The sequence below is a fragment of the Kitasatospora cineracea genome, from assembly GCF_003751605.1.
Lineage (GTDB): Bacteria > Actinomycetota > Actinomycetes > Streptomycetales > Streptomycetaceae > Kitasatospora > Kitasatospora cineracea.
Genome location: NZ_RJVJ01000001.1, coordinates 1,668,125 through 1,680,323, shown reverse-complemented (window position 1 = coordinate 1,680,323; position 12,199 = coordinate 1,668,125). Strand labels below are relative to the sequence as shown.

The following is a 12,199-nucleotide window of genomic DNA, read 5'->3' as shown; positions in this document are numbered from 1 at the left end:
CCAGCCACTCCTCGTACACGCACGACCCTTCTCCCCCCGCCCTCCGCACGTGAGCGGGGGGCCTGGCGCGCTCCGCCGAATGCTGGACGGCCCGTCAACACGCCTCTACCGGGTGCTTGCCCGGCGACAGAGCGACTTGTGATGCTATGACCGGTTTTGCCGGAAATTGGCGAGGTGGTTCACGAGGGAGGGGTGACGTGTCCGTGCGGACGCAGCAGGGCAGTGCGCCGGAGGACCGGATCGAGGACCTGCCGGACCCTGTCGAGCTGGCCGCCCGACGCTCCGGCGGACGCGGCGCCGTGGACGTCCGCACCCTCACCCGGGTCCTGTTCGAGCGGCTCGCCGAACTCCCGACGGGCGCCCCCGAACGCACCCGGGTCCGCTCCGCCCTGATCGAGATCAACATCCCGCTGGTCCGCTACGCCGCCACCCGCTTCCGCAGCCGCAGCGAACCGATGGAGGACATCGTCCAGGTCGGCACCATCGGCCTGATCAACGCCATCGACCGCTTCGACCACGAGCGCGGCGTCCAGTTCCCCACCTACGCGCTGCCCACCATCCTCGGCGAGATCAAGCGCTACTTCCGCGACAACGTCCGCACCATGCACGTCCCGCGCCGGCTCCAGGAGCTCTGGGTGCAGGTCAGCGGCGCCATGGAGGAGCTGACGGTCACCCATGGCCGGGTCCCCAAGGTCCCCGAGATCGCCGCCAACCTGCGCATCCCCGAGGAGGACGTCCGGGCCTGCCTGGACGCCGGCCGCGCCTACAACGCCGCCTCGCTGGAGGCCGCCCAGGAGCACGAGGGCGGCCTCGCCCTGCTCGACCGGCTCGGCTACGAGGACTCCGCCCTCACCGACGTCGAGCACCGCGACATGGTCCGCCACCTGCTGGTCCAACTCCCCGAGCGGGAACGGCGGATCATCATGCTCCGGTTCTTCGCCAACCTCACCCAGTCGCAGATCTCCACCGAGCTCGGCATGTCCCAGATGCACGTCTCCCGCCTGCTGTCCCGGATCCTGTCCCGGCTGCGCACCGGCAACTCCTGGGAGGAGTGAGCCGCCTCCTGTTGCCCCGTGTCACCGCCGGATGACGAGTCACGACGTTCGGGTTTGCCGGGGCCGGTGTGCCGGTATTGAGCAGGAAGACCCGTCGACCGGGAACCACCGTACGGTGGCGGCCGTTCGACAGACAGTCACGAGGGGGGTGGGCGCGTGTTCACAGAACCGGGCAGTGCGGTCATCGAAGCCGAAGCCGTCGCCGTACAGATCCCGGCCCAGGCCGGTCCCGCCGAGGCCCCCGACCGGGCCCTCGACACCCGCACGCTGTCCCGTGCGCTGTTCCGCCGGCTCGCCGGGCTGGAGTCCGGCAGCGCGGAGCACACCTACGTCCGGGACACCCTGATCGAGCTCAACCTGCCGCTGGTCCGGTACGCGTCCGCGCGCTTCCGCAGCCGCAACGAGCCGATGGAGGACATCGTCCAGGTCGGCACCATCGGCCTGATCAAGGCCATCGACCGCTTCGACCCGGACCGCGGCGTCGAGTTCCCGACCTTCGCCATGCCCACCGTGGTCGGCGAGATCAAGCGCTTCTTCCGGGACACCAGCTGGTCCGTGCGCGTCCCGCGCCGCCTCCAGGAGCTGCGCCTGGCCCTCACCAAGGCCGGCGACGAGCTCTCCCAGCGCCTCGACCGCTCCCCCACCGTCCCCGAGCTCGCCGGCTACCTCGGCGTCTCCGAGGAGGACGTGGTGGAGGGCCTGGCCGTCGGCAACGCGTACACCGCCAGCTCGCTCGACTCAAGCCCGGCCGAGGACGACGGCGGCGACGGCCCGCTCGCCGACCGCCTCGGCTACGAGGACCTCGCCCTCGAAGGCGTCGAGTACCGCGAGTCCCTCAAGCCGCTGCTCGCCAAGCTCCCGCCCCGCGAGCGCCGGATCATCATGCTCCGCTTCTTCGGCAACCTGACGCAGTCCCAGATCGGCGAGGAGATCGGCATCTCCCAGATGCACGTCTCCCGGCTGCTCACCAAGACGCTCGCCCACCTCCGCGACGGCCTCACCGCCGAGTAGCGGCAGGTGGAGGGGCCCGGCGGCAGTCGGGCCCCTAGTAGTGCTTTGTTAGGTGGTGCGTGGGCTTTGGTCCCGGGTGTGTTTCGGGGGTTCTCTGGAGGTATGACTCCGGATGAACTGGGTTCGTTACGTGATGAGTTGCAGGCGTTCGCGGCGGAGGTGTTCGCTCCGCTGCGACGCTCGGACCAGCAGGACAAGGGCGTCAGCTACCTCCGTGGCCTGCTGCTGGACGGCCGGCGCAAGTCGATGCAGCCGATGGCCGAGCGGCTCGGCATCGACCACCAGCGCCTGCAGCAGTTCATCTCCTCCTCGACGTGGCCGGTGGAGCAGATCAGGTCCAGGCTCGCCGACCGTGCGACACGCGTCCTGGGAGCGGATGCGTGGGTCGTGGACGACACCGGCTTCCCGAAGGACGGCGCCGGTTCGCCGGGCGTGGCCCGCCAGTACTCGGGCACTTTGGGCAAGGTCGGCAACTGCCAGGTGGGGGTGAGCGTTCACGCGGTCACCGACAGCGCGTCCTGCCCGCTGAACTGGAGACTGTTCCTGCCCGAGTCCTGGGATCCGGCGAAGGCCGCAGACCCGGCCGGGGCGGCCTTCGCCGAACGCCGCCGGGCCCGCTGCGGAATCCCGCCCACCGAGGGCCACCGACCGAAGTGGCAACTGGCCCTGGAGATGCTCGACGAGCTCGCAACGTGGAAGCTCCTCCCTCCGGTCGTGGTCGCCGACGCCGGCTACGGCGACAACGCGCACTTCCGCGCGGCCCTCGACGAGCGCGGGCTGCGGTGGATCGTGCAGGTCAAAGGTCTGACGACCGCCCACCCCATCGACGCCGTCACCCACCGACCGCCCTACGGCGGACTCGGCCCCCGGCCCAAGCCCCGCTACCGCACCCGTCCCGTTCCGTTGGCCGAGCACGTCCGGGCCGCAGGTCGGGAAGCGGCCCGGACGGTGACCTGGCGGCGTGGCTCCCGCGACCACCTGACCTCGACCTTCGTCGTGCTGCGCGTGCGTCTGGCCGGACGTCGTCCACGGATCGAGGAGGACGGCACCCTGCCGCCGTGCTGGCTTCTTGCCCAGTGGCCGCCGGAGGTGTCGGAGCCGTCCCACTACTGGGTCTCGAACCTGCCCGAGGACACCCCTCTCGAGGAACTCGTGCGGCTCGCCAAGATCCGCTGGCGGATCGAGCACGACTACCGCGAGCTCAAGACCGCCCTCGGCCTGGACCACTTCGAGGGCCGTTCCTGGACCGGCTGGCACCGGCACGTCACGCTCGTCACCGCCGCCCACCTCTTCGTGACCCTGACCCGGAGCCGCCCAAAAGTCCCTGCTCGGGCATGACCCTCTACCAGACCGTCAGAGCACTCCAACAGCTCCTGGCCACCTGGAACGGACCATGCCCGACATGCCACCGCCCCGCCGCCACACCAACCCCAGCCCCGACCTAACAAAGCACTACTAGGCCCTGTCCGGTCGATCTTGCCGGGCGCTCGACGCCGGATCATCCCGCCTGGAAGCACCGGCCCGACACCCGAGTACATCCAGTACGAGGGCGTCGGCCCGGCACTCCCAGCCGGGCGCCCGACGCCGCGCGCCGATCCGACAAGACCGGCCGGACAGGGCCTAGACGGTGCAGGACGCCCGGAGGGCCGCCAGGTGTTCGGCGGTGAGACCCAGGCCGTCGTGCCAGAAGTGCTCGAAGTCGTCCCAGCCGCGGGCGAGTTCCTCGAAGGCCGCGTCCAGGTAGGCCTCCTCCGCGCGGGCCAGCGGCCGCATCAGCGGGTCGACCCGGGCGATCAGGGCCGCCGAGCGCTCGTTGGTGAGCAGGTAGTCCGCGCGGACACTCTCCCGGTCGACCCCCAGGGCGGTGAGCAGCAGGGCCGCCGTCCAGCCGGTGCGGTCCTTGCCGGCGGTGCAGTGGAAGAGCACCGGCGCGCCGCCCGCCTCGGCGGCCAGCCGCAGCACGGTGGCGAAGCGGGAGCGGGCGACGGCGTCGGTGACGAACCAGCGGTACATCGAGGTCATCATCGCGGCGGCCCGGCCGTCCCCGAGGGCGGCGTGCACCGCCGCCGGGTCGCCGCTGCCCAGCGCCCGGCGCAGTTCCACGTACAGGTCGAAGTCCGCGGAGAACACCGGCAGGTGGTGCAGGGTCGGCCCGAGCCCGTCGGCCGCCGCGACGGTGAGCGTCGCCGCGGCGTCCAGCGGCAGCACGGCCGCGGGCAGGCCGGGGACGAGGTCGGCCCCGAGGTGGCGGACCTCGTCGAGGCTGCGCAGGTCGACGACGTGCCGCAGCCCGAGCGCGCCGAGCAGCACCCGGTCGTCCTCGCCGAGCCGGCTGAGCGCCTCGGCGCGCAGCAGCGCGCCGGGGCGGACGGTGCGGCCGTCCGCGGTGCGGTAGCCGCCGAGGTCGCGGGCGTTGACGGCGGCGGCCAGGCCGAGGCTTCTGGCGGTCTCGGTGGACGGCGCGGTCACGGGTGCCTCCTCGCGGCGGTGCGGCGGACCCGGCCAGTGTAGGCACGCCCGGCGGCGGGACCGCCCGGGGTGTCCGGTCGGCCCCGTGCGGGCGGTCCCGGGTGCTACTTGACGGCCAGCCAGATCACGCCGGCGACGACCGCCAGGACCACGATGGCCCCGATGACGACCATCGGGGTGCGGCTCGACGAGGAGCTGCTGCCGTAGGTGGTGACGGTGCCCGGGGCCTGCGCGGCCGGGGCCTCGTCGACGAACGCCCGGAACATCTGGGTGGAGCCGGCGGGGTCGTAGTCGTTGTCAGCCATGGACGGGACTCTAGCCCGCCCGGGCAACCCGACGACACCCCGGTCCCCCGTCCCCGGGCAGGTCTGCACGCTCCCCTCACCTCGGGCGACCGGGGGGTGAACGCACGGTCCGCCGGAATCAAGCCGGACCCGAACGGGTTCTCTCCCGTCATGACCAACAGTGACGCCCCCCGGGTGACCCTCGGCCCCTCCGACCTCGCCGTCTCCCCGCTGGCCCTCGGCGGCAACGTGTTCGGCTGGACGGCCGACACCGCGCAGTCCTTCGCCGTGCTCGACGCGTACGCGGCGGCGGGCGGCAACTTCCTCGACACCGCGGACGTCTACTCGGCCTGGGCGCCGGGCAACTCCGGCGGCGAGTCGGAGACGGTGATCGGCGAGTGGCTGCGCAGCCGCGGCAACCGCGGGCAGATCGTGGTCGCCACCAAGGTCGGCATGCTGCCGGGCCTGGACAACCTGCGCCCGGAGACCATCCGGCGCGGCGCGGAGGAGTCGCTGCGCCGGCTCGGCGTGGAGCGGATCGACCTGTTCTACACCCACCGGGACGACCCGGAGACCCCGGTCGAGGAGATCGTCACGACGCTGGACGCGCTGGTCCGCGAGGGCAAGGTGCGCGAGGTCGCCGCGTCCAACATCGGCCCGGAGCGGCTGGCCGCCTCGCTGGAGTTCGCCGCCCGCGAGGGCCTGGCCAAGTACGTCGCGGTGCAGCCGCACTACAACCTGGTCTCCCGTGACACCTACGAGGGCCCGCTGGCGGACGTGGCCGCCGAGCACGGCCTGTCCGCCGTCCCGTACTACGCGCTCGCCTCGGGCTTCCTGACCGGCAAGTACCGCCCGGGCACGGCCGTCGACTCGGCCCGGGCCCAGGGCGCGGGCCGCTACCTGGAGGAGCCGCGCGGCCTGCGGGTGCTCGCCGCCCTGGACGAGGTGGCCGCGGCGCACGGCGCGCAGCCCGCCGCGGTGGCGCTGGCCTGGCTGGCCGCGCAGCCGACGGTGGCGGCCCCGCTGGCCAGCGCCCGCACGGTGGAGCAGCTGCCTCCGCTGCTGGCCGCCGCCGGGCTGGAGCTGACCGGGGCGGAGCTCAAGCTGCTCTCCGAGGCGTCCGCCTGACGTCCCGTCGGGCCGCACGACGGCGCCCCTCCCGCAGCACGCGGGAGGGGCACCGCCGGTTTCCCCGCCGTCCGGTTCCCCGGCCGTCCGATTTCCCGGCCGTCCGGTTCCCCGTCCGTTCAGGGGCGGCCGAAGAAATCCGGGTAGTAGCCGCTGTTGAGGCGGGAGACCCGGACGTCCTTGCCGGGGCGCGGGGCCTCCACGTACGTCCCGTCGCCGAGGTAGATGGCCACGTGGTGGATGCCGGATATCCGGCCGTTGCTGGACCAGAACACCAGGTCGCCGCGCTGCAACTGCCCGGAGCCGATCGGGGTGGCGGCCCGGTACTGGTCGTCGGCGACCCGCGGGGTGGAGACCCCGGCCCGGCGGAACGCCTGTTGGACCAGGCCCGAGCAGTCGAACCCGTTCGGCCCGTTGCCGCCCCACACGTACGGCTTGCCGACCTGCGCCAGCGCGTAGGACACCGCCGCCTCCACCCCGCTCGTGGCGGACTGGCCGGTCTGGCCCGACGAACCGGCGGACTGCCCGGAGGAGCCGCCGTCACCGGTCCGGGCGACGTAGATGTCGTGGTGGCTGGTGTAGCGCCACTCGCCGGCCGCGTTCCTGAACCAGTAGACCTTGCCGTCCCAGCCCTGCCGGATCCCGCCGGAGGACTGCGCGGGGGCGGACTTCGCCGGCGGGGACTGCGGCTGCGCGCTCTTCGCGCCGCCGGTGCGGTCCAGGTAGACGTTGCGCCACTTGGTGTAGCGCCACTCGCCGGCCGCGTTCTTGAACCAGTAGACCTTGCCGTCCCAGCCGGGGCCGGACGGCGCGGGCATGGCCTGCGCGGTACCCGCGTCGAGGCCGAGGCCGACCGCTCCGACGCCCGCCAGCACGGTGCCGGCCAGCAGGGTCGACCGCACGGCGCGGTGTATTCGGCCCACCCGCTCGGCCGCGCCGGACCCGCCGGTGCGGACGGCCGGCCGGGCGCACGCGGCGCAGTGGCAGGTCGGCGCACCGTCGGATTCGGCGAAGCCCAGCAGCGGGGCCCCGGCGAAGCCCGGGAGGTCGGTGGGGTCGGTGGATATCGAGGCGAGCGCGGTGGTCACGCGGGTTTCCCTTCCTTGCGGTGCGGGCGGGCGGCCGGGGCGGGCACCGAGGCGGTGACCCCGGCCGGGGCGACGAACGCGACCAGCAGCTGCTCCATCAGGGCGCTGCGCGCGCTGTCGTCCAACTCGTGGGCGGTGGCGCGCTCCAGGCGTCGCACCGCGAGGGCGGCGGCCTCCACCGCGTCGTCCACCAGGACGGTCCGCAGCCCGGCGTCCAGGTCGGCGAGCCGGCGGCGGCGCATCGACTCGGCGACCTCCGGCGCGTAGTCCAGGGCCAGCGGCTGCACCGAGTACACCTCGACCCCGGCCGGGGCGGTCTCGGCGGCCAGCGCCCGGGTCAGCTCGTCGGCGAACCACTGGCCGTCGCGCAGCGCGGGCCCCGGCGCGGAGTTGGAGTCGCACGGCAGCAGGGAGGCGGTTCGGGTAAGGACGGCCTGCACCTGCTCGCGCAGATACGTTTCGTGTTCGGCGATGCCCAGCGTCACCCGGGCGGTGTCCTTGACCCGCCAGACGATCAGCAGCCGCACCACCAGCGGCGTCCCGGCCCGGTCGGTGACGTGCACCGGCTCGCTGCGCCAGTGCCGCAGCCGGACGTCCACCCGGCGGCGGCGCAGCAGCGGGTTCACCCAGAGCAGGCCGGTGCGGCGGACGGTGCCCCGGTAGCGGCCCCAGCGGGTCAGCACCCGGGTCTCGCCGCCCGGGTTGGAGAGCATCCCGCCGAGCGCGGCCAGCATGACCAGCCCGATCCCGCTGACCGCGGCGACGGTGCCGTCGCCGACCTGGGCCCGCCCGCTGTCCAGCGCGGCCGGACCGCGCAGGTCCGGCACCCCGGGCAGTTGCGGGAGCGCCCCGGCCCGGGCCAGCACCAGCAGCACCCCCGCCGCGCCGGCCAGCAGCACCAGCAGCGGCAGCCAGCCCGGCAGGGCGAACGCGCGCCGCTCGCGCAGCGACTGGTCCGCGCGCGGCGGACGGCGGTGGGTCGCGGACTCGGCCGCGGTCGGGTGCGCCGCCGGCTCGGCCCCGGCCGCGCTGAGCCGGCGCAGTTTGCCGGACGGGGCACCGACGGGCTCGACGGTGACGGGCTCGACGGTGACGGGCTCGGCGGTGACGGGTTCGACGGCGGGACGGGGCGCGGGCGGGAGCACGGACGGGTCGTCCGCGCCGACCGGCACCAGGCGGGCCGGGTCGACGGCCGGGTTCACCACCGGGAGCGGCTGGGTGGCCGGCCCCCGGTCGAGGCCGTCCTCGGCTGGCGGGGCGGCGGTGATCAGCGGCTTGGCCACCGCTCTGGCGACCGCCTTGGACAGTTGGGTCGCACCGACCGGGGGCTCGGGTGCGGCGGGGGGCCAGGAGTTGGGTCGCGGCGACGAGTCGCGGGTGACGTCCATGCACGTGTCCTAAGGGTCAGAGTGTCGCGCACCGGGAGGCCCGGATCTGACGGGCAGTGCCAGACTCAGGCTAAGTTGATAAGTCATCAAATGCGACATTTGCCAAGAGGTGTGTCGGTATGTCCGCTCAGCGGAGACGGATCGGCCCGCCCGCGCTGAGCTGCGGGAACGAGCGGACCGACCGGAGCTCGGGACCGGAACGGACGGGCCGTCAGCGACGCCGGGTGCCACTCCCCCGGCCGAACACCCGGCGGGTCAGCAGCCCCACGCCCGCCGCGATCAGCAGCGCCCCGCAGGCCAGCCCGCGCCACCCGGTGGCCGCCGCCCGGTGCGCCGCCGCCACCACGTCCGGCGGCGGCGCGGCCGGCGTCCGCGACTGCGGCTGCGCCTGCGCCTCGTCGTCCTGCGGCTCCGTGTCGGGAGCGGCTGCTGACGGGTCGTCGGATGCCGGGGACAGGGCCGACGCCGACGGGGCCTGGGACGGCGGAACGGACGGCGGAGCGGACAGGACCGTCACGGCGGCCGAGGCCGCCCGGGTCGACGTCGGCACCACCGGCGACGGCGGACCGGCCGGAGACGTCGCGGCGGGCGGCGGCGTGGTCGCGGCCGGCGTGCCCCGGGTCGGCGCGACCGCCGCGGGCTCCGCCGGACGGTCCGGCGCCCCGGGCGGCGCGGGCGCCGCAGCGAGCTGACCACCCGTCGGACCGACGACCGACGGCACCGCAGGGGCCGCCGGAGCGGCCACCGGGGCAGGGGGAATCGGCGGCGCCACGTCCGACGGCACCGGCAACGTCAACGCGGGCCCGGCCACCCCACCGGAAGACTCCGACGCGGATGCGGACGGCGAAGGCGACGCACTCGGCACCGCGATCGGCAGCACCACGTCCGGCGGCACCGGCAACGTCAGCTCGGGCTCGGAAGCCCCACCGGACGGCGAGGACGACACGGACGGGGAGGGAGACACCGATCCGGACGCGAACGCGGACGGCACCGGAGCTGCGGACGCGGACGGCACCGGAGCTGCGGACGCGGACGGCGACGGCGACGCACTGGGCACGTCGTTCTGCCCACCCGTCGGCGGCACCACGATCGGCAGCACGTCGGGCGGCACCGGCACCACCGGAGTGGGCACCGCCGGGATCGGGACGGATGGCACTGCACTTGACGGTACGTCAGGCACAGCCACCGCCGACACCGACGCCGACGCCGAACCGGACGGGGACGCGGAGGCCGACGCACTCCCACTCCCACTCCCACTCGCGCTCGCGCTCGGGCTGACCGTCGCCTCGGCACTCGCACTCGGCGCCGCACTCACACTCGGACTCGCGCTCGTGCTCACACTCGTGCTCACACTCGGGCTCGGGCTCGGGCTCGAACTCGGGCTCGGGCTCGGGCTCGGGCTCGCGCCCGGTGTCGTCGCCGCCGCGACGCGGACCGGCACCGGGTCGCCCGGGGTGCCGTTGCCCGCCGGGTCGGTGGCGGTGGCGAGGAGGGTGAGGTCGCCGGGGGCGAGGTCGCGGGCGGGGGTGCAGGACCAGGTGCCGTCGGGGGCGGTGACGGCGCTGCAGGCGGTGGTGCGTTCGTCGCCGTGGCCGGTGGTGGCGGTGACGGTGACGGTGGTGCCGGGTTCGGCGCGGCCGGTGAGCTTGGGGCGGGTGGTGTGCAGGAGTTCGCCGCTGCCGGGGGTGGTGAACTGCGGGCGGTCGGGGGCGGCGGTGTCGACGGTGAGGGCGACCGCCTTGCCGTCGGCGTGGTTGCCGGCGCCGTCGTCGGCCCGCGGGGTGAGCTGGTAGCGGCCGTCGGCGAGGTTCTCGACCGGCAGGCAGGACCAGGTGCCGTCGGCGGCGACGGCGGTGGAGCACAGGTCGCCGCGGCCCTGGCCGGGGGCGTCCGCGGTGACGGTGACGGTGGAGCCGGGTTCGCCGAGGCCGGTGAGCAGCAGGCCGGGGTCGTTGGTGTAGGCGGGCAGGGTGAGGACGGGGGCGGTGGGCGGCGTGGTCCGGACGGTCAGCCGGAACTCGTCGCCGCGCAGCACCATGCCGGTGCGGGTGGTCTCCACCGGGACGAGGGTGTGGGTGCCCTCGGCGAGCGGCCGGTCGGGGCGGCAGCTCCAGGAGCCGTCGTTGCCGGCCTTGGCGGTGCACAGGGTGGTGCCGTTCTCCTGGACGGCGATGCTCGCCCCGGCGACCGCGCCGTCGCCGCGGAACTCGGGGCGGGGCTCCCGGGTGGTGCTGCCGGGGACGGGCAGGCCGACCTGGGGTTTGGCGGCGCCGATCGAGATGCCGACCTTCTGGTCGACGACCTGCCCGGAGTCGGCGAAGCCGCCGGGGGCGACGAGTTGGGAGCCGCTGCGGGCCAGCCGCAGCCGGACCCAGGTGTCGCCGCCGGCCGCTCCGGGCGGGACCTGCCACTCCAGGGCGGCGTGGTCCGCCCCGGCGGGGACGTCGGCCTGCACCCGCTCGAGCGGGTCGAAGCGGCCGTTGTGGTCGAAGTCGATCCAGCCGGCCAGGACGGCGGGGCCGCCGCCCGCGTTGACCGGCACGTCCAGGTGGTAGTACCGGCCGACGGCGGTCTCGGTGGGGAACTTCAGCGTCGGGTCGGCGCCCTGGTACTCGGCGCGGCCGGGCTGCAGCAGCGGCGGGGGCGGGCTGGCCCAGGGGCTGCGGCGGCTCTCCCCGCCGTCGATCTCCACGCTGGGGGCGACCGGCCCGGCGTCGGGCGGCGGCGGGGGCGGGCTCGCGGGCGGGCCGGGCTGCAGCGGCTGCTCGACGGACTGGGCGAGGCCGGGGCGGGCCCGGGTCGCGGAGGTCGCGGCGTCCTGCCCGAGGAACAGGTCGGAGACCAGGTGGGAGACGTTCCCGTACTCCTGCGGGGCGCTGCCGAGGCCCTCGTCGAGGGTGACGGTGTAGGCCTGGCGGAGCGGGGCGGGCGGGGTGGTGGAGCCGTCCCGGGCGGTGGAGCGCTGCTCGACGCGCAGGGACACGGTCGTGACGGTGCCGGCGAGTTCGAGGGTGCCGGTGCCGTCGGCGGTGCCGTCCGGCCCGGCGTCGGGGGCGGGGGCGAGCTCGCCGGCGCCGACCGTCCAGCCGGACCAGCCGGTGCGGCCGACCAGGGCGGGGGCAGCGGGGCTGCCGCCGGTGACGGTCAGCCGGGTGCTGGTGCCGGTGCTGCCGTCCTTCGAAGTGGCCGTTCCGGCAAGGCCGCTGACGTGCAGTCGGGGGTTGCGGACCGGGCGGGAGAAGGAGAGCTGGAGGGTGCCGAGGGTGTGCCAGGAGCCGTCTGCGCGGGGACGGCGCTCGGCGGCCTGGAAGGTCTCGGCCGGGTCGCCGGGACGGATGCCGTCGGTGTAGGGGCCGCCGCCGCCGGTGCGGCCGGCGAGCTTGCCGGGAGCGGTGTCGACGCCCACCCCGGGGAGGGCCGCGTAGTCGAACTGGACGGTGAGGCCCGAGGGCAGGACGGCGCGCCGCTCGGCGGACCAGCTGTCCGGGGTCTGCTGGGCGGCCACCGGCGGGATGCCGAGGCCGGTGAGCAGCCCGGTGGCGATCAGCGCGGCGGTGCGCCGGCCGATGCGGGGGTGCGGCCGGTCACGGTCGGCCGGGCGGGCGTCGGGGGCCGGGGCCCGGTGCGGGAACTGTCGGCACATCCGACTCTCCTCTCGGTGTCGTCGTCCGCCGGCATCGCGGTCCGATCACCATCGCGGTCCGATCGCCCTTCGCCCGAACGGTCATGACGATCCGACAAAAGGTAATCACGATCTGGTTTCGGTCATACCGCAA

The 12,199-nt window shown here is 74.8% G+C and carries 9 protein-coding genes; 4 read left to right on the top strand and 5 right to left on the bottom strand.

The window, feature by feature from the left end; translation table 11 throughout:
• Positions 1-197 precede the first annotated feature (197 nt).
• From EDD39_RS07595 to EDD39_RS07585, 3 genes are all read left to right on the top strand, one after another.
• The gene (locus tag EDD39_RS07595) at positions 198-1,055 is read left to right on the top strand and encodes an RNA polymerase sigma factor SigF (RefSeq protein WP_123554215.1); all 858 of its coding nucleotides are present in this window, start codon (positions 198-200) and stop codon (positions 1,053-1,055) included.
• Positions 1,056-1,211: 156 nt separating this feature from the next.
• Positions 1,212-2,066 (top strand): RNA polymerase sigma factor SigF, encoded by an 855-nt coding sequence (locus EDD39_RS07590; RefSeq protein WP_123554212.1) that lies wholly within the window; start codon positions 1,212-1,214, stop codon positions 2,064-2,066.
• Positions 2,067-2,168: 102 nt separating this feature from the next.
• Positions 2,169-3,404, top strand: coding sequence for an IS701 family transposase (locus EDD39_RS07585; RefSeq protein ID WP_123554210.1), 1,236 nt, complete (start codon positions 2,169-2,171; stop codon positions 3,402-3,404).
• 282 nt (positions 3,405-3,686) lie between these two features.
• Here the strand turns inward: EDD39_RS07585 and EDD39_RS07580 are convergent, their stop codons facing one another.
• Positions 3,687-4,535 (bottom strand): tyrosine-protein phosphatase, encoded by an 849-nt coding sequence (locus tag EDD39_RS07580; RefSeq protein WP_208765462.1) that lies wholly within the window; start codon positions 4,533-4,535, stop codon positions 3,687-3,689.
• A gap of 104 nt (positions 4,536-4,639) precedes the next feature.
• Positions 4,640-4,840 carry a hypothetical protein gene (locus tag EDD39_RS07575; RefSeq protein ID WP_030457470.1) on the bottom strand — a complete coding sequence of 67 codons (201 nt, stop codon included), beginning with the start codon at positions 4,838-4,840 and terminating at the stop codon, positions 4,640-4,642.
• Between the two features lie 150 nt (positions 4,841-4,990).
• Between EDD39_RS07575 and EDD39_RS07570 the strand changes: the two genes are divergently transcribed.
• Complete coding sequence (locus EDD39_RS07570) at positions 4,991-5,947, top strand: aldo/keto reductase (protein ID WP_123554208.1); 957 nt, start codon at positions 4,991-4,993, stop codon at positions 5,945-5,947.
• A gap of 119 nt (positions 5,948-6,066) precedes the next feature.
• Here the strand turns inward: EDD39_RS07570 and EDD39_RS07565 are convergent, their stop codons facing one another.
• The 3 genes from EDD39_RS07565 to EDD39_RS41950 form a co-directional block, all read right to left on the bottom strand.
• Complete coding sequence (locus EDD39_RS07565; RefSeq protein WP_123554206.1) at positions 6,067-7,035, bottom strand: C40 family peptidase; 969 nt, start codon at positions 7,033-7,035, stop codon at positions 6,067-6,069.
• A complete protein-coding gene (locus EDD39_RS07560) occupies positions 7,032-8,423 on the bottom strand; it encodes an SPFH domain-containing protein (protein WP_123554204.1) in 1,392 nt (463 codons plus the stop codon). The genes EDD39_RS07565 and EDD39_RS07560 overlap by 4 nt, the downstream gene beginning before the upstream one ends.
• A gap of 211 nt (positions 8,424-8,634) precedes the next feature.
• Positions 8,635-12,066: an Ig-like domain-containing protein gene (locus EDD39_RS41950; protein WP_162869966.1), complete on the bottom strand. Its 3,432-nt coding sequence runs from the start codon at positions 12,064-12,066 to the stop codon at positions 8,635-8,637.
• Positions 12,067-12,199: the final 133 nt, after the last annotated feature.

Excerpts from the sequence above, each read along its gene's own strand:
- EDD39_RS07575 (WP_030457470.1), bottom strand. The coding sequence starts at position 4,840 with ATGGCTGACAACGACTACGACCCCGCCGGCTCCACCCAGATGTTCCGG.
- EDD39_RS41950 (WP_162869966.1), bottom strand. The coding sequence starts at position 12,066 with ATGTGCCGACAGTTCCCGCACCGGGCCCCGGCCCCCGACGCCCGCCCG.
- EDD39_RS07560 (WP_123554204.1), bottom strand. The coding sequence starts at position 8,423 with ATGGACGTCACCCGCGACTCGTCGCCGCGACCCAACTCCTGGCCCCCC.
- EDD39_RS07570 (WP_123554208.1), top strand. The coding sequence starts at position 4,991 with ATGACCAACAGTGACGCCCCCCGGGTGACCCTCGGCCCCTCCGACCTC.
- EDD39_RS07585 (WP_123554210.1), top strand. The coding sequence starts at position 2,169 with ATGACTCCGGATGAACTGGGTTCGTTACGTGATGAGTTGCAGGCGTTC.